The 21,460-nt window shown below is 66.7% G+C and carries 24 protein-coding genes; 15 read left to right on the top strand and 9 right to left on the bottom strand.

From position 1 onward, the window contains the following. Nucleotides 1-289: 289 nt before the first annotated feature. Complete coding sequence (locus tag MP11Mi_RS05955) at nt 290-511, bottom strand: RNA-binding S4 domain-containing protein (RefSeq protein WP_420041377.1); 222 nt, start codon at nt 509-511, stop codon at nt 290-292. 117 nt (nt 512-628) lie between these two features. Between MP11Mi_RS05955 and rraA the strand changes: the two genes are divergently transcribed. Beyond that, complete coding sequence (gene rraA, locus MP11Mi_RS05950; RefSeq protein ID WP_420041376.1) at nt 629-1,117, top strand: ribonuclease E activity regulator RraA; 489 nt, start codon at nt 629-631, stop codon at nt 1,115-1,117. A 34-nt stretch (nt 1,118-1,151) separates the two neighbouring features. Then, entirely contained in the window at nt 1,152-2,699 is a 1,548-nt protein-coding gene (locus MP11Mi_RS05945) for a succinic semialdehyde dehydrogenase (RefSeq protein WP_420041375.1), read from the top strand. A gap of 3 nt (nt 2,700-2,702) precedes the next feature. On the opposite strand, the gene MP11Mi_RS05940 is transcribed toward MP11Mi_RS05945, so the two are convergent. From MP11Mi_RS05940 to MP11Mi_RS05930, 3 genes are all read right to left on the bottom strand, one after another. Then, complete coding sequence (locus MP11Mi_RS05940; protein WP_420041374.1) at nt 2,703-3,248, bottom strand: hypothetical protein; 546 nt, start codon at nt 3,246-3,248, stop codon at nt 2,703-2,705. Between the two features lie 93 nt (nt 3,249-3,341). Beyond that, nucleotides 3,342-4,055, bottom strand: coding sequence for a cutinase family protein (locus tag MP11Mi_RS05935; protein ID WP_420041373.1), 714 nt, complete (start codon nt 4,053-4,055; stop codon nt 3,342-3,344). A 132-nt stretch (nt 4,056-4,187) separates the two neighbouring features. Continuing rightward, nucleotides 4,188-4,904, bottom strand: a complete 717-nt coding sequence (locus MP11Mi_RS05930; protein ID WP_420041372.1) for a DUF6474 family protein — start codon at nt 4,902-4,904, stop codon at nt 4,188-4,190. Between the two features lie 134 nt (nt 4,905-5,038). Here MP11Mi_RS05930 and MP11Mi_RS05925 point away from each other — a divergent pair, with 134 nt between their 5' ends. Both MP11Mi_RS05925 and MP11Mi_RS05920 read left to right on the top strand, forming a co-directional pair. Continuing rightward, the gene (locus MP11Mi_RS05925) at nt 5,039-6,676 is read left to right on the top strand and encodes a TM0106 family RecB-like putative nuclease (protein WP_420041371.1); all 1,638 of its coding nucleotides are present in this window, start codon (nt 5,039-5,041) and stop codon (nt 6,674-6,676) included. Between the two features lie 105 nt (nt 6,677-6,781). Continuing rightward, entirely contained in the window at nt 6,782-7,228 is a 447-nt protein-coding gene (locus MP11Mi_RS05920; protein ID WP_420041370.1) for an XRE family transcriptional regulator, read from the top strand. A 24-nt stretch (nt 7,229-7,252) separates the two neighbouring features. Here MP11Mi_RS05920 and MP11Mi_RS05915 read toward each other — a convergent pair whose 3' ends face one another. Together MP11Mi_RS05915 and MP11Mi_RS05910 are read right to left on the bottom strand one after the other, a co-directional pair. Further along, entirely contained in the window at nt 7,253-8,014 is a 762-nt protein-coding gene (locus MP11Mi_RS05915) for an SDR family NAD(P)-dependent oxidoreductase (RefSeq protein ID WP_420041369.1), read from the bottom strand. Nucleotides 8,015-8,066: 52 nt separating this feature from the next. Further along, nucleotides 8,067-8,789, bottom strand: a complete 723-nt coding sequence (locus MP11Mi_RS05910) for a TMEM165/GDT1 family protein (RefSeq protein ID WP_420041368.1) — start codon at nt 8,787-8,789, stop codon at nt 8,067-8,069. 158 nt (nt 8,790-8,947) lie between these two features. Here MP11Mi_RS05910 and MP11Mi_RS05905 point away from each other — a divergent pair, with 158 nt between their 5' ends. From MP11Mi_RS05905 to MP11Mi_RS05885, 5 genes are all read left to right on the top strand, one after another. After that, nucleotides 8,948-10,972 carry an ABC transporter ATP-binding protein gene (locus tag MP11Mi_RS05905; RefSeq protein ID WP_420041367.1) on the top strand — a complete coding sequence of 675 codons (2,025 nt, stop codon included), beginning with the start codon at nt 8,948-8,950 and terminating at the stop codon, nt 10,970-10,972. A gap of 1 nt (nt 10,973) precedes the next feature. Next, entirely contained in the window at nt 10,974-11,723 is a 750-nt protein-coding gene (locus MP11Mi_RS05900) for an energy-coupling factor transporter transmembrane component T family protein (protein WP_420041366.1), read from the top strand. A 153-nt stretch (nt 11,724-11,876) separates the two neighbouring features. Further along, nucleotides 11,877-12,317, top strand: a complete 441-nt coding sequence (locus tag MP11Mi_RS05895) for an ABZJ_00895 family protein (protein WP_420041365.1) — start codon at nt 11,877-11,879, stop codon at nt 12,315-12,317. 102 nt (nt 12,318-12,419) lie between these two features. Beyond that, nucleotides 12,420-13,346: a helix-turn-helix domain-containing protein gene (locus MP11Mi_RS05890; protein WP_420041364.1), complete on the top strand. Its 927-nt coding sequence runs from the start codon at nt 12,420-12,422 to the stop codon at nt 13,344-13,346. Then, nucleotides 13,343-13,885: a dihydrofolate reductase family protein gene (locus MP11Mi_RS05885; protein WP_420041363.1), complete on the top strand. Its 543-nt coding sequence runs from the start codon at nt 13,343-13,345 to the stop codon at nt 13,883-13,885. The genes MP11Mi_RS05890 and MP11Mi_RS05885 overlap by 4 nt, the downstream gene beginning before the upstream one ends. Before the next feature lie 135 nt (nt 13,886-14,020). Here MP11Mi_RS05885 and MP11Mi_RS05880 read toward each other — a convergent pair whose 3' ends face one another. Continuing rightward, entirely contained in the window at nt 14,021-14,650 is a 630-nt protein-coding gene (locus tag MP11Mi_RS05880; RefSeq protein ID WP_420041362.1) for a superoxide dismutase, read from the bottom strand. Nucleotides 14,651-14,792: 142 nt separating this feature from the next. Between MP11Mi_RS05880 and msrA the strand changes: the two genes are divergently transcribed. Both msrA and MP11Mi_RS05870 read left to right on the top strand, forming a co-directional pair. After that, nucleotides 14,793-15,506, top strand: coding sequence for a peptide-methionine (S)-S-oxide reductase MsrA (msrA, locus tag MP11Mi_RS05875; protein WP_420041361.1), 714 nt, complete (start codon nt 14,793-14,795; stop codon nt 15,504-15,506). Next, a complete protein-coding gene (locus MP11Mi_RS05870) occupies nt 15,506-16,612 on the top strand; it encodes a winged helix DNA-binding domain-containing protein (protein WP_420041360.1) in 1,107 nt (368 codons plus the stop codon). The genes msrA and MP11Mi_RS05870 overlap by 1 nt, the downstream gene beginning before the upstream one ends. Here the strand turns inward: MP11Mi_RS05870 and MP11Mi_RS05865 are convergent. After that, nucleotides 16,578-17,312 carry a VOC family protein gene (locus MP11Mi_RS05865; protein ID WP_420041359.1) on the bottom strand — a complete coding sequence of 245 codons (735 nt, stop codon included), beginning with the start codon at nt 17,310-17,312 and terminating at the stop codon, nt 16,578-16,580. The two genes, MP11Mi_RS05870 and MP11Mi_RS05865, sit on opposite strands and share 35 nt — an antisense overlap. Before the next feature lie 463 nt (nt 17,313-17,775). On the opposite strand from MP11Mi_RS05865, the gene MP11Mi_RS05860 reads away from it, so the two are divergent. From MP11Mi_RS05860 to MP11Mi_RS05845, 4 genes are all read left to right on the top strand, one after another. Continuing rightward, nucleotides 17,776-18,108 carry a rhodanese-like domain-containing protein gene (locus MP11Mi_RS05860; RefSeq protein ID WP_420042021.1) on the top strand — a complete coding sequence of 111 codons (333 nt, stop codon included), beginning with the start codon at nt 17,776-17,778 and terminating at the stop codon, nt 18,106-18,108. Nucleotides 18,109-18,395: 287 nt separating this feature from the next. After that, nucleotides 18,396-19,163: a DUF4328 domain-containing protein gene (locus tag MP11Mi_RS05855; RefSeq protein WP_420041358.1), complete on the top strand. Its 768-nt coding sequence runs from the start codon at nt 18,396-18,398 to the stop codon at nt 19,161-19,163. Continuing rightward, entirely contained in the window at nt 19,160-19,945 is a 786-nt protein-coding gene (locus tag MP11Mi_RS05850) for a glycerophosphodiester phosphodiesterase (protein ID WP_420041357.1), read from the top strand. The genes MP11Mi_RS05855 and MP11Mi_RS05850 overlap by 4 nt, the downstream gene beginning before the upstream one ends. A 24-nt stretch (nt 19,946-19,969) precedes the next feature. Beyond that, nucleotides 19,970-20,887, top strand: a complete 918-nt coding sequence (locus MP11Mi_RS05845) for a DUF5926 family protein (RefSeq protein WP_420041356.1) — start codon at nt 19,970-19,972, stop codon at nt 20,885-20,887. 15 nt (nt 20,888-20,902) lie between these two features. Here MP11Mi_RS05845 and MP11Mi_RS05840 read toward each other — a convergent pair whose 3' ends face one another. After that, complete coding sequence (locus tag MP11Mi_RS05840; protein WP_420041355.1) at nt 20,903-21,454, bottom strand: ferritin; 552 nt, start codon at nt 21,452-21,454, stop codon at nt 20,903-20,905. Nucleotides 21,455-21,460: the final 6 nt, after the last annotated feature.

The raw sequence follows: 21,460 nt of genomic DNA, 5'->3' as shown, positions 1-21,460 counted from the left end.
GACGGACACCACATTAGCCCGGAATCGACGCTGTTCGCAGAGTCGGTCACCCGCCGTGGCCGATTGTGAAATGACCCTCTTCTCGGCACTCGGGGTAACGATTCGGCGTCGTTGCGACGATGATCAGGTGAGACATTAAGTTCGTCTCGGGGAGGGGACCTACCAGTGCAGTCCACCATTCAACGTCGTCGTATGTCGCTCGTGAGCTTCGTTCGCCTGTTCGCCGGCCGACGGCGCGCACCGTCAGCGCTCGCCGAACAACGTGAGCGTCTGGCCACGACGGCCGAACTCACCGAATTACGACTCGCACGCTGATCCCACCGACCTCCACGACGTCGCCGCCAGTCAGTTGACGGCCACGCCGTGTCTCGACCTCGCCGTTCACCGACACCAGGCCGTCGCCCGCGACGATCTTCGCGTCGGCGCCCGTCTCGATCAGGTTGGCCAGCTTCAAGAACTGGCCCAGTCGGATGGAATCGTCCCGGATCTCGATGTCGTCCACGGCATCCATTGTCTCACTCGCGCGGACCGGGCGCGCTAGCGTGGTGGCCGCGAGCGAGGCGACTGTAATCGGGATGACTGTAACGGGGGGTTACTCCACAGTAGGTAGAGCGAATAGACTGCGGACATGACATCGCTCACCTTCACACCGACCGCAGACCTCGTCGATGAGATCGGCGAAGACGTCCGCAGTTGCGATACCCAATTCACTCAGTACGGCGGTAACCGTGAGTTCGTCGGTGTCGTCACCACGGTCCGCTGCTTCCAGGACAACGCGCTGCTCAAGTCGATCCTGTCCGAGCCGAACGACGGCGGCGTCCTCGTCATCGACGGCGACGCGTCTGTCCACACAGCGCTCGTCGGCGACATCATCGCCGAACTCGGCCGCTCGAACGGCTGGGTCGGGGTCGTCGCGAACGGAGCGATCCGTGACGCGAAGACCATCGGCGGCATGGCGATCGGCGTGAAGGCGCTCGGCACCAACCCGCGCAAGTCGACCAAGACCGGCGCCGGCGAGCGCGACGTCCCCGTCGAACTCGGCGGCGTCACATTCGTCCCGGGCGACATCGCCTACTCCGACGACGACGGCATCGTTCTCGTCTCTCGACCCGCCTGACCCTCCACGTCCGCCACTCGCTCCAGGAGTTTCCATGCCGAAGCCTTCGCCCGCCTATTTCACCCGTCTGGCCGCGCTCGCCGCGATCGATGAGCCGCGTCCCACTAAGCCCGTGCTCGAAGCGTTCAGCGGCGCTGAGATGGCGACTATCCCCGTCGCGACCGCAGTCGACCTGGACCGCGCCGTCGAGCGAGCCCGTATCGCGCAGGCCGACTGGGCGACCCGAACGCCCGCACAGCGCGCCAAGGTGATCGCCGCGTTCTCCGAACTCGTCCACGAGTCCGCCGACGAGCTGATGGACATCGCGCAGGCCGAGACCGGCAAGGCTCGGATCTACGCTCAGGAAGAGGTCATCGACGTCGCGCTGACCGCCCGCTACTACTCGCAGCAGGGGCCGGGAATGCTCGCCGAGCACCACGTGCAGGGCATGCTGCCGGGTGCGACGGACGCTCGCGTCCGCTACCAGCCGAAGGGCGTCGTCGGCGTCATCAGTCCGTGGAACTACCCGCTGACGCTCGCCGTGTCGGACGCAGTCGCCGCACTGATCGCAGGCAATGCCGTCGTTATCAAGCCGGACAGCAACACCCCGTACTGTGCGCTCGCCCTCGCCGAGCTCTTGTACAAGGCCGGGCTCCCGCGTGAGCTGTTCGCCGTTGTTCCGGGGCCCGGCTCGGTCGTCGGACAAGCGATCGTCGCCTCCACCGACTACGTCATGTTCACCGGGTCGTCGGCGACGGGCGCGACGCTCGCCGCGCAGGCGGGCAAACGTCTCATCGGGTTCTCCGCCGAACTCGGCGGCAAGAATCCGATGATCGTCACCGACGGTGTCAACATCGGCGACGCCGTCGCCGGGGCCGCCCGCGCGTGCTTCTCGAACTCGGGCCAGCTGTGCATCTCCATCGAACGCATCTACGTCGAACGATCAGTCGCTGACGAGTTCAGCCGCCGTTTCGGCGAGTATGTGACGAACATGCGACTCTCGTCGTCGTACGACTTCACCGCCGACATGGGGTCGCTTGCCTCCGCGCAACAGGTCGACACCGTGCAGGCGCACGTCGACGACGCCGTCGCCAAGGGTGCGACAGTGCTCGCAGGCGGACGCAAGCGGGCCGATCTCGGACCGTTCTTCTTCGAGCCGACCGTGCTCGCCGACGTGACCGACGAGATGACGTGTTTCGGCGACGAGACGTTCGGCCCGGTCGTGTCGATCTATCCGGTCGACAACGTCGACGAAGCCGTCGAGCGTGCCAACGACACCGAGTACGGCTTCAACGCGAGCGTCTTCGCGGGAAGTAACGCGCAGGCGCAGAAGATCGCCGAACGTCTGCACGCCGGCACCGTCAACATCAACGAGGGTTACGCCGCGGCGTGGGGGTCGACGGCGGCGCCGATGGGCGGCATGGGCATCTCCGGTGTCGGACGACGCCACGGCCAGGAGGGCTTGCTCAAGTACACCGAGCCGCAGACCATCGCGACGCAGCGCGTCATCGGTCTCGACGGAATCAAGGGCGTCCCGCAGAGCCTCTACTTGAAGCTCACTCCGGTCCTCATTAAGTCGCTCAAGTACCTGCCCGGCCGGTAGAAGTCACTTCGGCACGTCCAGCGCCGCCACACCGGGGATCACACTGATCACGGTGGGCGGCGCTTGGTATTGCGTCCGCATCACGGACACGGTCGCGACGACGGGACCGCCACCGGTCTGCGCGACGGCCGACGTCGGCAAGGACGCCGGGTAGCCGGTCGTGGTCGGCCCCTTCGCCCAATGGCGGAGGTCGAGGTGGCCGGTCTTGCCGGTCTGCAGATTGCGCCAGTTCACCGATAGATACCGGTATGCGTATTGGAAGTAGTACGGTGCGACGTCGTCGACGGTGAACTGCACAGTCGCCGGCGTAGGCGGGAAGATCATCGGTCGGATACCGGGTCGGGCGGTGACGGTGGTCGTCTGGAACGAGCCGCCGGGGACGCCGGCGGGCCCGACCTCCACCCCACCGACGGCCGGGATGTGGAAGCGCAACGAGTCGGTGGGCGGACGGGCGGGTGCCGCGTCTGCGACAGGGGTGACCGCGGTGGCGGCGGCGAGGGCGACGAAAGTCGCCGCGATCAGGGTTCGAGTGCGCGCGAAGAGTGTCATCGGTAGGCGGGCGCGGTCTCCCACGCCGAGGTCGACGAATACGGTCCTACCGTGCCTGTCGCCACTCGACGACGAAGTGTTAGCCCGTTCGGTCTACACGCGATGTGCGACGTAGGCCGCTGCGCGCTCCGTCGAACCGTTAGCCGGGTACAGCAGGTGCAATGCGTTCGGTCCGCCGAGCGGGGCGCCGTTGCAGATCGTGTCGCCCTGGGCGCAGTAGCGGACGGTCTTGCCCGCATACGCGTTGCCGACCTTCATCGGGGGTGCGCCCGCGTCCTTCAGGAAACGTGCCGACGGGGGAGCGAACAGCACGACCGCCGCGACGCGGTCGGCGAGGTCTGCGGACAACGGTTTGGGCGCGTACTCCCGGTATCGCGCGTACGCGGCCGGGATGTCGTACGAGTCGGAGACCGTGTATGCGGCGAGCGCGCCGCCCTGTGAGTAGCCACCGACGACGATATCGGTCTTCGGGCAAGCGGCCGCGATCTGCCTGATGCGGTTCTGTGTGTGCTTCACACCGGTCACGAAGGTTTCCGCGAACGCCAGCTTATTGCTGAAGTTGCTGCTGGCGCGGTAGTCGACGGCCTCCACTCGGATCGACTTTCCCTTGATCTCATTGCGCAGCGAATTCTCGAATGCGATTCCTGTCACACCCAACGGGGGAGCGGTTTCCGCGGTGCCTCGCGCAAACAACACATGCACACTCGCACAGCTGGGGGCGGCGGATGCGGTCGGCACTTGGCCGGCCAGAACCCCGCTGAGCGCGACGATCACACCGGACACGAGGACGAGTATGCGCTTCACCATGCGACAACCTAATCACGGATCCGGCTCGAACGTGTGGCTCGCCACAGCATTTCGACCCGGATGAGAACGATGGCACTCGAACGGCTCCGGACGAGCGGTTCGAGTGCCATCGTTGCCGACCAGGCGCGCGGCTCAGGCCGGGTGAACGTTCAGCCGGGCGAGTAGATCGTTGTCGATCGCGGTGAGTTCGTTGTCGATCGCACGCTGCGCCGACTTCCGTTGCGCGGGCGGCATCGCGTCCGCGGCGTCGACGGCCACCTCAAGGTTGGCCAGCCGGTCGGTCATCGCGTCGACGAACGCCTTGCCCTCCGCAGTCTGCTCGGCCGCGGCGACCTTGGTGGCCGAGTCGCGGGAGGTGGCGATGCGGGCGCGCAGCGCGGCACTCGGTCCGCCGTACTGGGTCAGGACCTGCGCGGGAACCCCGGCGCGGCGCGCCTGGATCTCCGTCAACTGGGCGCGCGCCGCGACGGCGCCGCGGTACGCGATCGGAACGACGACGGGTGCCGCCATGCGTCCGACGGTGAGGAAGCGTTTCATCTTGGCCGGGGTGAACAGCGCCTTGGCAGCGTCCGCCTTGGCCTGCTCGGCGACGATCTTCGCTTCGGCCTCGGCCACTTTGCGCTGCGCCTTGGACGTGGTCTTGGTCGTTTTGCGCTCGGTCTTCTGCGTGCGCTTGTGAAATTTGTTCTCCGTCCGCAGCGCCTTCTTGCGGATCTTGCGTTCCGCTGCGGACTCGGCTTTGGCCTGCGCCTTGGCTCGGTACTTGATCGCTTTCTCTTCGCCCTTGCGGATCTTCTTGCCCGCCTTGCGATCAGTACGCTTCGCGCGCACGGATGAGAGCAGTCCCATGCTCTGACCTCTCCGTCGGAATGTCGACACCTGCGAATGATTGTCTCTAGCTTTGCATAGTCTCGTGGGGTAGTGAATCACCCGGCCCGTGTGGGCCGGCGTGCGAGTCGACGGAACGAAGAGGGGCGCGGCACGTGAGTTCTGCGGTGTTGGGGGCACGGAACCTCAACGGATGTGAACACAGGCTCGCTCTCGACTTCGCCGAACGCGGTGATGCGGCAGCCTCGGACTTGTCGCCGGAGGCGCGTCGCCGCATCGAGGCGGCCCAGTCGCACCGGGGTTCGGTGATCGCGACGCTGCACGGTCTTCAGAGTGGGCAGCCCGCGGATGCGATCGTCACCGTCGACGACGGTCCGCACCGCGATCGTGTCGAGCAGACTCGCCGCGCCGTCGAATCCGGCGCCGCATGGATATTTAAGGCGACGCTGCCGACCGACGCCGACCGCGGCCGTCGCGGACACGCCGAAGCGCTGATCCGCCACGACGGCGGATACCTTCCGGTCATCATCGTCAACCATCGAGTCACCACACCCACCAGCCCGGATCGGCCAGCCGACGCGCCCGCACCGACGCTGCGGACGAGCCCGCTGTGGGATTGGCTGCCCGAATTGGATGCGACTCGCTCGTTCCGATCTCAGCGTCGGGACGTGCTGCGGCTCTCGCACCTGACGGCCATGCTCGACGATCTCGGTTGGGGTGTCGACGCCGACGAGCGGTGGGGCGGCCTGATCGGCTTGGACGCCGACTGCATCGTCGCAGTGCCGCTCACGACGGCGATGGACACATACGCCGAGGTGTTCGCGCGTCGTCGCGCCGTGGTCGATGGACAGGTTGGGACCGGACCCCGCCGAGTCGCCGAATGCCGCAGCTGCCATTGGTGGCCGCGATGCGAGGCGGAACTGACCGAACGCCGCGATGTGAGTCTCGTCGTCGGCGGCAGTCAGTCGCTCGTCCTTCAAGACGCGGGCATCGTGACGGTCGACGATCTCGCCACCCATCGCGGCGACCCGCCCGCCGACTGGCCGGGCGCCGTGTCGTTCGACGACGCGATCGTCTCGGCGCGCTGCTGGGTCGACGGCCTCCCGCTGGCGCGCCGTGGCGATCGGCCGTACGTCCGTCGCGCCGACGTCGAAGTGGACGTCGACATGGAGAGCTACTCCGAACGCGGTGCCTACATGTGGGGCACGCTCCTGACCGACACCACCGATCCCGGCCGCGAAGTCCGGTACCGCGCGTTCGTCACTTGGGATCCGTTGCCGACCGTCGACGAGGGCAGGTCGTTCGCCGAGTTCTGGGCGTGGCTGAGCGCCGAACGCGCGGCCGCACATACCGCAGGCAAGACGTTCGCCGCCTACTGCTATTCGCAGCAGGCGGAGAACCGCTGGTTGCGCGGCAGCGCCGACCGATTCCACGGCGTCGTGCCCGGAGTGCCGCCGCGGGCCGAGGTCGACGCGTTCATCGGATCGAAGGAGTGGGTCGACGTCTTCGAAGCAGTCGGCCGCAACTTCGTGTGTCCGCGCGGTAAGGGGCTCAAGCGAATCGCGCCGGTCGCGGGATTCGGGTGGCGCGACGACGAGGCGAGTGGGGAGGCGTCGATGGAGTGGTATGCGGCGGCCGTCGCCCTCGACGGAGCGCCGCAGGACCTGTCGCAGCGCGACCGCCTTCTCGTCTACAACGAGGACGACGTCCGCGCGACGAAGGTTTTGCGCGAATGGATGTCGTCCGACGCCGTCCTCGACCTTCCGAGGAGCCGGGATTTGCTCTCGCACTGAGTAAATCCAGTCCGAATTGCATCAACGCGCGTTGACGCGATTGAATGTCTGCGATCGAGTCGGAGACGATTTCGCGGCCGGGGGGCACGAGAGGGGCGGCAATTCATGTCGGATGGGGAGGCGGGCGTGTTCGCCCTGCGGCTGGACGAGCTGTTTCGGAGTCTTCCGGGGCCCGACGGACGTCCGTACAGCGCGAAGACCATCGCACAACGCGCCGCAGACCGTGGATACCGCATCGGTGAGTCGTACCTGAGCCAACTCCGCTCGGGTAAGGCTAAGTCGCCGTCGTTCCGGACCGTCGAAGGACTCGCTGCGGCATTCGACGTCGACATCCGTCACTTTCTCACCGACGACGCTGAGCGCCGAACTCGCGCGGAGATCGAGCGGTTCCGGGCGATGGCCGATCCCGAGGTACACCGGGTGGCGCAACGTCTCGCCGGGCTGCCGAGGGAGACAGTCGCCGTCGTCGATGACCTCGTCGACGTGTTGCACAGACGGCGAGAGCCCGTCATCGCGGCCGACCAAGGTCTGCACCTGGTCGCCGACACCTGACGGGCCCTCGCTCGTGAGATCGACCTAACGCGGTGCCATCCGGAGCGCGCCGTCCATGCGGATGGTCTCACCGTTCAGGTAGTCGTGGCCGACGATGAGTGCAGCGAGGTCCGCGTACTCGCTCGGCTCGCCGAGCCGCTGCGGGAACGGGATGCCCGCTTCGAGGGTCTTCTTGATCTCGGGGGTGACGCCGGCGAGCATCGGGGTGTTGATGGTGCCGGGAGCGATGGTGCAGACCCGGATGCCAGCGCGAGCTAGGTCGCGGGCCGCGGAGATCGTCATAGCGTGCACTCCGCCCTTGGATGCGGTGTACGCGATCTGGCCGATCTGGCCCTCGAATGCGGCGACCGATGCGGTGTTGATGATGACACCGCGGGCGTTGTCATCGTTGGCGGCGGGTTCCGCCTGCATGCGGTTGGCGGCCAGGCGCATCACGTTGAATGTGCCGACCAGATTGATCTCGATGACCTTGCGGAATAGCTCTAGGTCGTGCGGACCCTCCTTGCCGAGGATGCGCGACGCCCAGCCGACGCCCGCGCAGTTCACTGTGACGCGCAGCGGGAGGCCGGCGTCGGCGATCTGGTCGACGACCGCCTGAACCTCGGTCTCACTGGTGACGTCGGCAGCGACAAGCTGGACGCCGTCGACCTTCTCGGCCTTGTCGATGGAGGGCTGCAGGTCGATGCCGAAAACGGTTGCGCCGTCGGCTGCGAAACGCTTGGCGGTAGCGGCGCCCAGCCCGGAGGCGGCACCTGTGACGATGACGGCGGAGCCGGTGACGTCCATGTGAGAGTCCTTTTGTTCGGTCCACGGCCCCGAGGGCCCGGTCGAGGAGACTCTAACCCACAGATGCCGAGCGATCGATCGGTAGCTCGTCGGTCGGCGTCGATTCGACCGCCCGTCGACGGTTGGTCGCGATGATCCACCAGACGCCCGCCGCGACGATCACGGCGGCGGCTGCGATGGTCGACACCACGACGACCGTCGACATGCCGATCAGGCCATCGACAACGAGCCAGATCGCGAAGACGAAGAACAGCACGGCAGCGCCGAGTGCGATGGTCCGTTCGGGCAGGTGCCGGTTGAGGACCCGTCCGACGACGATCGCCAACGCATCGGCGGCCACCATGCCGATCGTCGAACCGATCCAGACGCCGAGCCAGTCGCGGTCGGCGGCCAATGCGATAGTCGCCAGCATCGTCTTGTCGCCGAGTTCAGCGAGCAGGAACGCCGACATGACCGCCAGGAACACCGAGCGCCCGACGCGGCCGGCACGGCCTGCTTCGTCGTCGTCGAGTTCGTCGCCGCGCAGCGTCCACAACCCGAACACCAACATCGACAGACCGCCGACAATCGACAGAAGCTCAGTGGGGATCGACAAGCCGAGGAAGTGCCCGAAGAACACCGACGCGGCATGCACGAGCGTTGTCGCAGTGAGGATCGCGGTCAACACCACCCACCACCGGTAGCGGAGTGCGAACGTCATCGCCATCAGCTGGGACTTGTCTCCCAACTCCGCGATGAAGATGACGGCGAAACTCAATGCCAGGGCAGCGAACATAACGCCAGGTTAGGGTGACCCGTATCCCTCATTCAACACTCGGTTCTGCCGCGAAACTGCAGGTCGGGGCCCCGCACGTGGCTCTTCGGCTCACCTGAAACTCGGGTGCGGGGCCCGCGGACAAGGGCCGAGCGCGCGAGGGAGGGCACAATGGTGCGGTGATCTCCCCTGCAACCGATGTCCGGCATGCCGCGGTCGGGCCGCTCCGGCCGATCGAGATCGCGTCCATCGCGATCTTCAGTGGTCTCACCGTCGTGCCCGCCGTCATCGTCGCGGTGGTCCCGATGGCTGCCGCTCTCGGATTCCTCGCTCCGGTCCCGATAGCGCTACTCGCGGCCCGAACCCGGTCCCGCGCCGTGATCGCAGCATTCGTGACGACCGTCGCCGTCACGTTCGCTGTAGCCGGACTAGGCACCGCTGTCGGAGTGGCCGCGACCGCAGTGGTCGGCGGCATCGTCGGAGAAGTCCGGCGCCGCGGCGGGGGAGCCGCCGTCCTGACTTTGGTCGCGGTGATCGCGGCGCCGCTCATCGCCGGTCTCACCGTCGCGTTGATGTGGCTGCTCGCACCGTTGCGCCGACTCGGTCTGGAAGTGTTCGACAATGTGCTGACCGGTCTGGCGAAGACCGTCCGGGCCGTCCGTCTCGACGCGGTGGGCGACGCCATCGAGAACTTCTCCGGAAACGTCGTCGACCATTGGTGGCTATGGATCTGGATCCCCGGCACCATCGGCACATTCGTGACGATCCTCGTCGCCGGGTGGATGCTCGGCAAGGTGCTCGACCGGCTCGCCGACGTCAAGCTCGACGACACTCTCGAAGGCGCGTACCTGGTCGACGACGTGGTGCCCGGTCCGCTGCCGATGCGCGCGGTCGGCGTCGGCTACCGCTATCCGGGAACCTCGAACGACGTGCTGACCGGGATCGATCTGGAACTGCATCCGGGCGAGTTCGTGGCGGTCGTCGGCGCCAACGGTTCGGGCAAGTCGACGCTCGCGAAGATCCTCGCAGGCGTCGAACCGACGATCGGTATCGTCGACCGCCCCGGAGCGCCCGGCCTGGGACGGGCGGGCGGGACGGCTCTGGTCCTGCAGCGGCCGGAAGCGCAGATGCTCGGTTCGCGGGTTGCCGATGACCTCGTGTGGGGTCTGCCCGACGACGCAACCGTCGATATCGATGGACTGCTCGCCGAGGTCGGTCTGGCCGGTCTCGGCGATCGGGACACGTCAGACTTGTCGGGCGGCCAGCAGCAGCGGCTCGCCGTTGCGGCGGCTCTCGCACGTGGTCCGCGTCTGGTGATCGCCGACGAGGTCACGTCGATGGTCGATCCGCAGGGGCGCCACGATCTGATCTCGATCCTCGCCGAACTCCCGAGACGTCACGGCATCACCGTCGTCCTGATCACGCACCGAGATTCGGAGGCGCGCGCCGCCGACCGGATCGTCCATCTCGCCGACGGGCGCGTCGTCGCGCATCACCCCGAATGGATGCGCCCGGAGAACACGGCGCCCGCGTTGACGTCGAAGCCATTCGGCGGCAGCCCGCTTCTCGTCGTCGACAGTGTCGCCCACACCTATCTTCAAGGGTCGCCGTGGGAGGTGACGGCGCTGCACCGCGTGAGCTTGCGCGTCGACCGCGGCGACGGTGTGTTGATCGTCGGCGGCAATGGGTCGGGCAAGTCGACGCTCGCGTGGATCCTCGCCGGGCTCACCGAGCCGACTTCCGGGCAGGTGTTGCTCGGCGGTGAACCGGTCCGCGAGAACGTCGGACGTGTCGGTCTCGGCTTCCAGCACGCCCGACTGCAATTGCAGAAGGTGAGCGTCGGCGACGAGATCATGGCGGTTGGCGGCGAGAACGTCGGCACCACCGAGGTCGGCCGTGTCCTTGACCTGGTGTCGTTGCCGCGAGAGTTCGCGGCCAAACGGGTCGACTCGCTCTCTGGCGGACAGATGCGCCGCGTCGTGCTCGCGTCGCTGATCGCGTCGGACCCGGACGTTCTCGTGTTGGACGAGCCGCTCGCCGGCCTCGATCCGCAGGCGCGGGAGGAAGTGTTGAACGTGTTGGCGGCGCTACGTGAGCAGCACGGTTCGACGATCGTGATCATCTCGCATGACCTCGAGTCGTTGGACAGGGTGTGCAACCGCCGCGTCGAACTGGTCGCAGGCGTGCTGGAAGGCGGTGCCTGACATGCAGATTCCGATGCTGCGACAGATTCCGGGCGACTCGCCGGTCCACCGTTTGTGGGCGGGCACCAAACTGATCGTCATCATGGTGCTCGGGTTGATGACGTGGATCTTGCCGTCGTGGCCGGCACTCGGGTTCGTCGCTGTCTGTGCGATCGTGTTCGCGCTTGCCGCCGGGATTCCCGTCGGTGCGTTGCCGCGTCCGCCATGGTGGTTCTGGGCGTTGATGGCTGTCGGTGTTGCCTGGTCGTGGGTCGCACGTGGGTCCGACGGCGGGCTCACTGCCCTGCGTGCGGTCCTCCTCGGGCTCATCGTCATCGCACTGTCCGTGCTGGTCGTGTGGACGACGCCGGTCGCCGAACTGGCGCCCGCGATCGCCGTCTTGATGCGTCCATTGCGGTGGCTCCGTCTGCCGGTCGACGAGTGGGCGGTCACGATCGCACTGTCGCTGCGCGGACTTCCGCTGCTGATCGACGAGATGCGGTTGTTGTGGGCGGCGCACCGCCTACGGCCGAAGTCGAAAGCTGGGTCTGGGCATCCGTCGGCTGAGTTGGGGATCCTCGACATCATCGTCGCCGCCATGTCGTCGGCGATGCGCCGCAGCGCCGAGATGTCGGAGGCGATCACCGCCCGCGGCGGTACGGGACGCCTGACCGCGTACGCGTCCCGTCCGGGTCGCCTCGATGCCGTCGTCCTGACCGTGTTCTTCCTCGTTTCGGCAGGCGCAGCTACCGTCGGAGTCATCTACCTGTGAGACTGTCGGTCAGATCACGGCAGTTTGATCATGGCTGTAAGCGGGATCTTTGGCGCCACCGGTCGCGACGTCTCGCCTGATATCGTCCCGTCGAGGGAGGAGCTTCGCGTCGTTGCGGGGCCACAGTTGCGGGCCGTGAGGCGGGGGAGATTCATGAACGTGTGGAAGTACGTCGGCTGGTATGCACTCGCCTACTTCGTCGCAGTAGTCGTCGTTGGTGTCGTCGCGTCGCTTTTGGACGGCGCGACGGCGTCGGTCGGGATGATCGTGCCGGTGATCGCCACGTTCGGTCCGATCGGCCGATTCGTGACAGATTTCCGCAGAGTTCCGACACCGACCGAGCGGCGGACGTTGTTCGGGGCGTGCGTCGGGCTCTTCGTCGTACTGCAAGTATTGATCGTGGCGGTGGCCGCGGTGGCATACCCGGAGACCGCGAGAGACATCATGGCCGAGCCCGGGTCCGTGATCGTCATCCTGCTGCTCGGCATCGGGATTCCGATCGGATTCATGTGGGTGGCGTTCCGGTTCATGCCTGCCCGGAGCCTCAAGAACATCCGCAAGGCCGAGGCCAGGAGGAACGCGCGCCGCGGCTGATCGTCGCTGTGCCCCTTTCGACACAGCCCTCGAAATCACCCGATGCTCGGTCGAGCAAGAACGGTCAAGCGCGTGACGCCAGCGTCAGTCGATACTGAACGCATGACAGATCCGCTGAGACGACTGCTCGACGCTGTCCTCGACGAATCACGCGACGACCTCGGTGAGATGGCCGCCGCGACGTATACGTCGCCGTTCCATTTCGCCCGGTCGGTCCGAGCGGGTGCCGGCGAGTCGCCGGTCGCGCTACGACGACGCGTCACGCTCGAACGGGCAGCATGGGAACTACAGCGCGGGGCCACAGTTACTGACACGGCGTTCGCAGCGGGGTACGCGAGCGTCGAAGGCTTCAGCAGAGCGTTCGCGCGCGCATACGGGCACCCGCCGACCGCGATGATCGGCGCCGAACGTTCCGGGCATTGGCTGCCCGCACCCAACGGAATTCACTTCCATTCGCCGACCGTCCTCTACGTCGACTCCGGGGAGGAGTCCGCAGGCGACGCCGTCTTGCTACAGGTCCAGCACGATGTCGCCGATATCGCCGTGCTGCTCGATACCGCAGCGGAGCTGTCCGACGACGAGCTGGGCGCGGTGCGCCTTCCCGGTAGCGCGCCACGTCATTGGGACGGGGCGGACGAGAGCCTCGCGCAGGTGCTGTGGCACCTGGTGTCGAGCAAACAGCCGTGGCTCGCGTCCATCGCCGGTGACGCGATGCCCGATATGACACCGGTCCAGGACGTCTCAGCGCTGGCGCCCCTCCACGACCATGTGTCCGCACGCTGGCTCGCCACGATCCGCGACATCGAGCGCCGCGGTGGATGGGCGGACTGGATCGTCGACGCATTGTGTGAACCACCCGAGTCGTTCCGGCTCGCGCAGATCGTCGCGCATGAGTTGACGTTCTCGGCCCATCGTCGGCTCCTCGCTCGGTGGATGCTCGCCGACGCGGGCGTCGACGTGTCAACACCCGTACTCGACCCCGATCCGATCATGTGGCAACGCCGCATTGCCGAAGGAGACCAACCATGACCGCGTACACCTACTACACCGCGTCCACCCTCGACGGTTTTCTCGCTGACGACGCCAACTCCCTCGACTGGCTGCTCACCCAGCCGATCGACGACGACGGACCGTTCAACATCGACGAGTTGATGTCGTCGACCGGCGCGATCGTCATGGGAGCGACCACCTATCGGTGGGTCGTCGACCACATCGCCGACGCTGGCGAACCGTGGCCGTACGCTGACTACCCGACCTTCCTGTTCACGCACCGCGGCGTCGACGTGGTCGACCCGTCGGTCACCGTGCTGTCCGGCTCGCCCGCCGACCATCGCGAGACGCTGGAGGCCGCGGCCGGGGAGAAGAACGTCTGGGTGGTCGGCGGCGGCGACCTCGCCGCTCAGTTCGCGGAGTCGGCGATGCTCGACGAGCTCGTCGTGTCGTACGCGCCGGTGACCGTCGGCTCCGGCCGTCCGCTGTTCCCGCGCGCCTTCGACTTCGAACTTCTGGATACGGCTCAGAACCGGGCGTTCCTCATCGGCCGCTACCGCGTCGTCGGACCGCGATGAAGACCAGGGCGAACGCTGCGGGTGTCACTTCCCGCTACGAGTCCGGACAATACGCACGAGGCGACGCATGCAGCGTGAGACACAAACGGCGGCCGCCCCAGGGGGGGCGACCGCCGTTAGCGTCAATACGAGTGATCAGGCGGGAACGATCAGGCCCGCGCCCTGGGTCTTCGCGCGAGCGAGGCGCTCGGAGGCGTCCGCCCAGTTCACGACGTTCCACCAGGCCTTGACGTAGTCCGGCTTGACGTTCTGGTAGTCGAGGTAGAAGGCGTGCTCCCACATGTCGAGCATGACGACCGGGATGAGTGCGGCCGAGGTGTTGCCGCTCTGGTCGGTCAGCTGCTCGATGACCAGACGCTCACCGATGGTGTCGTAGCCGAGGATGGCCCAGCCGCTGCCCTGCAGCGTGGTCGCTGCTGCGGTGAAGTGAGCCTTGAACTGCTCGAAGCCGCCGAAGTCGACGCCGATCTGCTCGGCGAGATCGCCGGTCGGCTCGCCGCCGCCGTTGGGCGACAGGTTCTTCCAGAAGATCGAGTGGTTGGTGTGGCCACCGAGGTGGAACGACAGGTTTGCCGACAGGCCGTACACCTTGCCTGCGATGGTGCCGTCCTCGCGGGCTGCCGCAAGGTTCTCCAGAGCGGTGTTCGCACCCTTGACGTAGGTGGCGTGGTGCTTGCTGTGATGCAGCTCCATGATCTTGCCGGAGATGTGCGGCTCGAGGGCGCCATAGTCGAAATCGAGTTCGGGCAGGGTGTATTCAGCCACGATGATCCTCTCTACAAGTTGAATGAGATCCGTACTGGGTCCAGTCAACAACATTTCCCCACACGGTTGGTTATTGCAACAGATGTGCTCACGGTTCTGTTCCCGTCGGCCGGAGTTCACCGCCCCGTCGTAGCCTGGACCCATGAGCATCTTCGATCGTCTTCTCGCAGCGTCCGCGGTCAAGACCGCGATGGTCCCCCGTGAGAACGCTCTCCCCGGACGCGACACCGTGATGCCGCTCCGTGAAGAGAACCTCGTCACCCACCGGCCGATGCGGGGAACTCCCGATGCCGCAGGCGGATTCGGTGCGGCGGGGATCGGCGAGTGGGGCCCCGAGTTGCAGGCCGTCGTCCTCGCGGGCGGTTGCTTCTGGGGCATTGAGGAGATCTTCTGGCAGCAGCCGGGCGTCTATACGACGGCCGTCGGCTACGCGGGTGGCTACACGCCGAACCCGACATACGAGGAGGTCTGCACGGCGCAGACCGGACACACCGAATCCGTGCTCGTCGTCTTCGATCCCGCGAAGACATCCCTCAAACACCTGATCGAACTCTTCTTCACCTCGCACGATCCGACGCAGGAAATGCGACAGGGCAACGACGTCGGTACCCAGTACCGGTCCGCAGTCTTCGGGCTCGACGACGAGGCGACACGGCTGGCCGTCGCTACCGCCGAACGCTACGAACCGACGTTGCGCGCCGCCGGGTACGGACCGATCACCACCGAGATCGTCCCGCTCGCCGAAGCGGGCGACGGCCACTTCTACTACGCCGAAGACGTTCACCAGCAGTACCTGTTCACGAACCCGAACGGATACCGCTGCCATGTGAGCACCGGGCTGGCGTTCGACGCCTGATGGCGCGCGCTCTCACGCTCGAGCAGTGGAACCGCACCCTGCTCTCTCGTCAGCACCTGCTTGAACGGGTCGACGACGACGTCATGGAGGTGGTCGATCGGCTCGTCGGACTGCAGTCGCAGGATCCGCAGGCCGCCTTCTACGGTCTAGCGTGCCGGGTCGAGGACTTCGATCCGGCCGACGTCGACGACCTCCTCACCGACCGCGAACTGGTGCGCATGACGTTGCAACGCGGCACCGTCTTCCTGATGGACGGACTCGACGCCCGCTGGATCCGGGCCCTCGTGCAGCCGTCGATCAACGCCGCTGCGGCGACGAACCACGGGAAGAAGCTGCAGACCGTGACGGCCGACGAGATCGTCGACCTAGCCGTCGAACTACTCACCGCCACAGCCGAACCCGTACCCGGATCGGCGCTCCGCGCCGCGCTCGCGCAGCGATGGCCGGACGAACCACCGGCCGATCTCGCCGCAGTCGCGCGTTGGCGGCTGCCACTGGTTCAGACACCGCCGCGCGGACTGTGGCAGGCATCGGGCGCTCCCGCCTATCGGCTGCTCGACGACTGGATCGGGCCAGGCGAACCAGCGGTGATCGGTGACGAGGCACGCAAGGACCTGGTCCGCCTGTACCTGCGTGGATTCGGGCCGGCGACCGTCAACGCCGTTCAGACCTGGTCCGGCCTCACCGGCCTCGGGCCGATCGTGGCGGCGATGGAAGCCGACTGGGAATTGGTAGAACTCACCGGGCCGGGCGGGGAGAAGCTCTACGACCTGGAAGGGCTACCGATCGCGTCGGGCCACGAACCCGCCCCGGTCCGGTGCGTCGCACCGTACGACAACCTCCTCGTCGCTAACGCCGACCGCGCGCGCGTCGCCGACCCCGACCGGTACGCGGCGCTCGCGACACCGAACGGACGCTTTCCCGGGTTCGTACTCGTCGACGGCCGACTCGCCGCGACGTGGACGCCGACCAAGGACGGCGTCACCCTCACTGAACTGCGCGACCTGACGTCCGCCGAACGGGTCGACGTCGAACGCGAAATGGCGAAGTTGCAGGAGATGCGGGCGGCCGCTACGTGCCGGTCCGAGGGTTGCGAGCGGAGATGAAGTAGCAGCGGCCGATCGGATCGGCCATCATCACTCGGTCGGTGCACTGCGTCACGACGGATGCGCCCCACCCCTCGTGCCGCTCGATCTCGTCGTCGATGTCGGTTGCCGCCACTTCGATGTACGTCGCGGGTTCGGCGACGTCGGAGCGCACCAGGAGGACCTGAAGGGCTAGATCCGGGTTGCGGGTCAGCCCGACTCGGTCGGGGTCGTGCCTGCCCGGATTGGGATGTCCGGTGAGCGCTTCCCAGAATGCGACTTCGGCGTCGAAGCGCTCGGTCGGCACGTCGAAGCACACCTGGTCGACGATGCTGATGGTCCCGCCCGGCCACCGGATGGGACGGGCACGTTCGCTCTCTCCCTGATGCGGGACCAGACAAAACACGCCGCCGCCCGGCGAGGACATCACGCGATGTGTGCCGTAGTCGGCGATCAGCGACGCGCCGAGCGAGACGGCCTCCAACGACGCGGATACCGGATCGGCGACGTGGATGTCCAGGTGCGTACCGCCGGGACCGTCGCTGACCCGTTGGACGCGGAGGTGTGCGTCGCCATTGAACGGTTCGAGTGTTGCGAACTCCTTGTGGTCGCCGCGTGGCGGCGACACGGTGCTGCCCGAGATTGCCCGCCAGAAGGTCACCTCGGAGCCGAAGTCGCCGCTCGGGAGGTCGAGATACGCGGTCAGCCATTCCACATGCACGTCGACGAGTCTAGGCAACCGGCTGACGTCGCGATGTGTGGTCGACGCAACTCCAAACCTCGCCTTGAGAGTTTCGCGCGGCGTGTTATCCCCAAGTTGTCCACAACCGGGGGTGTGGATAACTTCGGCGAACTTCGGGTGCCGGAGAGGTTGCCCACGGGCCGATATTGGATGAATCCGGCAGCTTATGGGAGACGTGTGACACACTTTCACCCCCTTTACCTAGGTCTATCCACAATTCCACAGGGTTATCCACACCTTCGCGGATCCTGTGAACGAATCGAGATGGACCGATTTATGACAGTGAAGCGCTCCTTTGTGGATAGCGCTATGTAGGTATGCATAGTTGCGGCTGGCCGATGCCGCCTGATTCTGCGAACGGGCCGTCTCAGATCCGGCTGGCCATGCGTCGGCTCGACGACCCACCCGCGGCCGCGACGTGTGGAAAACTGGAGGCGTGAGTATGGGCGACATCGAGACCGTAGCGGTAACCGACCTCCCCGACGACTTCACCGGCGACGCGGAGCGGGTCCTGATCGACGTGCGCGAGATCGACGAATGGGAGCAGGGGCATGTCCGAGGCGCCGTGCATATCCCGCTCGCCGACGTTCCCGCTCGCATCGAGGAGATCGATCTCGACCGCGAACTTCTCGTCGTCTGCCGAACCAGCGGCCGTTCCTACCGGATCATGGAGTATCTGTTGATGCGCGGCATCGACGGGGCGGTCGTGACCGGAGGCATGGTCGCGTGGCAGAGCGCGGACAAGCCCGTCGAGACCGGATCGAGCGACGAGTGAACCTCGACGTCTGCCCCGCGTGCCGAATCCAGGCGCCGCACCGCGACGGGCGAACGGTCTGCCCGCGTTGTGGAGGGCCACTTCTTCAAACGGACGCACAAGGCGCCGTCGCCGCGACACAGGGACATCCCGCAACACAGGGACATCCCGCAACACAGGGACATCCCGCGGCTCAGGCACCCGTTCGGCCGATCCCGCAGCCAGGCCAAGTCCGCACCCGTCCGACCCAGCAGCCCCGGGGTGCACGTCCTGCGCTTCGCTGGACCGCGCATCGACCGCGTGAGGCGATGCCCGCGCCTCGGTCGCCGCGGAACGCGAAGCCAGGTCCCACGCCGTCGTACGCGACCACACCGTGCTGGGGTCTGGTGGACGCCCGTCCGGACTCCGCCGATCCGATGTCGGAGGCGTCGTCTGATCCGGTGTCGCTCACGACTGACGCACTGGTTCGAGCACTGCGGTTGGCTACTCTGATGCTCGCTGTCGCGGGCGTCGTACACGCGATCCGCTACATTGTCGCCGTCGTCAACCGCACCCGCCCCATCCCGGCGTGGGTTGACTGGTTGACCAGCATTGGCGTCCTCGTGTTCGGGCTGACGGCGCTCGCCGCCGTGGTCATGACGACGGTCGCATTCGGGCAGTGGGTGCGGCAGATCAGAGTGAGCCAGTACGCGTCGACCGGTTTCATCGACCCTCGCCGCCCAGCCTGGGTGTACCTGCTGTCGGTTATTCCGCTCGTCAACGTCGTCGGAGCGCCGTGGCTGCTCCATGAAGCCGCGCGCGTCGCTGGACCCGACGAGCGAGCCGAGCGCGTCCGAATCCGGCTCTCAGGTGCGTGGGCCATCGTCAACGCCGTCGCGGTGCTGGCCGTCGGCTATCGGATCGCGGCGTGGAGCACATCGTCCCTTCAAGTGGACGCCGACGCGCTCGCGCTGGTCACCGCGGTGTTCGCGGTATCCGCGGTGTTCGCATACTGGGCGATTCGGCGCATCGAAATCCTTGCTGGAACCCTCGACCCCGTCGCCGAGCGACCGACACGACGTTTGGTCGCGGCTTGAGCAGGCCAGGAGTGTCGCGGTCGGGCAAGCCTGCCGTCGTCGCGCACCGGGGGGCGTCCGGTGAAGTCGCCGAACACACTCTCGGCGCCTACGAGCTGGCCCTCGAACAGGGTGCGGACGGGCTAGAGTGCGACATCCGGTTGACCGCCGACCACGAACTCGTCTGCATCCACGATCGGTCCATCGAGCGAGTGTCGGACGGTGCCGGAGCGGTCAGCGAGATGACACTGGCGCAGCTCCGCGAGCACGATTTCGGCTCGTGGCACAGCGGCACCCCCGCACAGGTGCTGACATTGCGTGAACTCCTCGGGCTGGCACTCGACTGGCATCGCCCCGTTCGGCTGTTCATCGAGACCAAACATCCGGTGCGCTACGGGTCGCTCGTCGAGACCGAACTCCTCGCGATGCTCCACGAGTTCGGCGTCGCCACCCCTCCCTCGGCCGACCACAGTCGTGCGGTCGTCATCTCGTTCTCGTCGGCGGGGGTATGGCGCATTCGACGGAGTACCCCGATGCTGCCGACGATCCTGCTCGGCGACACCGCCCGGATTATTGGCGGCACCGCGGCAACCGCGGTCGGCGCCACCGGCGTCGGCCCGTCCATTGACACCCTCCGCACCCATCCCGATCTCGTCGACCGTGCTGCCGCATCCGGTCGCGTCACCTACTGCTGGACCGTCGACGAGCAGCCTGACGTGCAATTGTGCGCCGACCTCGGGGTCCGTTGGGTGGCGACCAACTATCCGGCGCGCGTGCGCGACTGGCTGGTCACCGCATACTGACCGCACCCGTGAGATATTGGACGCATGGGTAAGAAGAGCAAGCGCGGCAGTGGCCCGCGCCCGGGAAGCAATCGCGCCGAGCGGGTAGCCGCACGCAAGGTCAGGCAGGCGGCGTCGCTGGCCGGGCCGGTCCGCCCGTTCAACGGACTGGCCGCTGAATGCGATCTCGTCGCGATGCGCACGTTCATCGCGTCTGCGACAGCTCACGTGCCGTTCGCCGCCGATTTCGCCGCGAAACAGAGCGTCGAGTTCGCGACCGTGCTTCCGGGCGCTGTGTTCGCCGACGTCCGCGGCGACGCCGGAGCCGCGCACGGCTATGCAGGGCTGCAGACCGACCCTGATCCCGAGGATCTGCGGAGCTCGCTGGCCGGTGCGCTCGCGTGGGCCGCGGCAGCCGAATCAGGAAGCGAGTACGACGGTGCGGTCACTGAATCGGACTTGGCCGCGATCGTCGATCCGGCCGCATCGATCGAAGTAACCGTCCACGACGACTTCGGGTGGTGGTTCGCCGACGACACCGACCTGGACCCGCAGATCAAGGCAATGCTCGAGCGCGCGAACGACACCATCCTGCCGACCGCCCGACTGACCGCCGCAAGCGGTGTCGGCGCGCCGTGGTGGGTCGACGCAGGTGAGAAGGCGCACCTGCGCTGGGTTCGCCCCGAGGGCGAGGATGCACTGATGAACGCGTTGGCACGCGTCCACGACGCAGGCGGCCTCACGCTCGGCGTCGGCTCCCGTTTCGCCGGATCTTTCCGCACGCACGGGCTGCTCGTCCCCGTCTTCGACCTCGACGTCGAAGCCCACCACGCCGAGTGGAACGACGGCCTCGACGCCTTCGACAAGGCGCTCACCGAAGCCCTCGCCGACACGTCAGACCTGACGGCCGCCCAGCGCGCGTCCAAGGCAGGCATCATCGCCCGCCAGGTGACCATTCGGTAGCTGTCGCGTAGGCGACTACCGCTGCAGATTGCCGCCCGCGGCGACCGGCGCTGAGGCGTCGGGGGTCGAACTCGGGCTGTTGTTAAGTTCACGTTCGACGAAGTTCTCGAGATCGAACAGGTTGCCGTTGGCGCGCTCGGCGATGGTCTGCAGCGTCGTCATGCTCGCGACCTCCTCCACCTGCTCCTTGAGGAACCACTGCATGAACTGTTCGCCGAGGTAATCGCCGTTGTCGCGCGCCGAACTGGCCAGGGCGACGATCTGTTCGGTAACCACCTTCTCCTGCGACAGAGCCAACGCGATCGGCTCCTGATAGTCGGAGAACTCAGCGACCGGCGCGGCAGCAGCCGGAACGCGCACGTCGATGTCGCGGTCCAGGAAGTACTGCACGATCATCATCGCGTGGTTGCGTTCTTCGACGGACTGCTCGTAGAAGTGGCGAGCCATCTGCGGCATGTCGTGCGCGTCGTACCAGACACCGAGGGCGATGTACTGCTGCGACGCCGAAAACTCGTTGCTGATCTGCTCGTGGAGGAGTTCCTGAAACGCGGTCGGGGCTTCACTCATACGCTC

Origin of the sequence: Gordonia abscondita, from assembly GCF_032711245.1 — a bacterium.
Taxonomy (GTDB): Bacteria; Actinomycetota; Actinomycetes; order Mycobacteriales; family Mycobacteriaceae; genus Gordonia.
The sequence above is the reverse complement of the archived record's forward strand: the minus strand, read 5'-3'. Positions and strand labels throughout refer to the sequence as shown.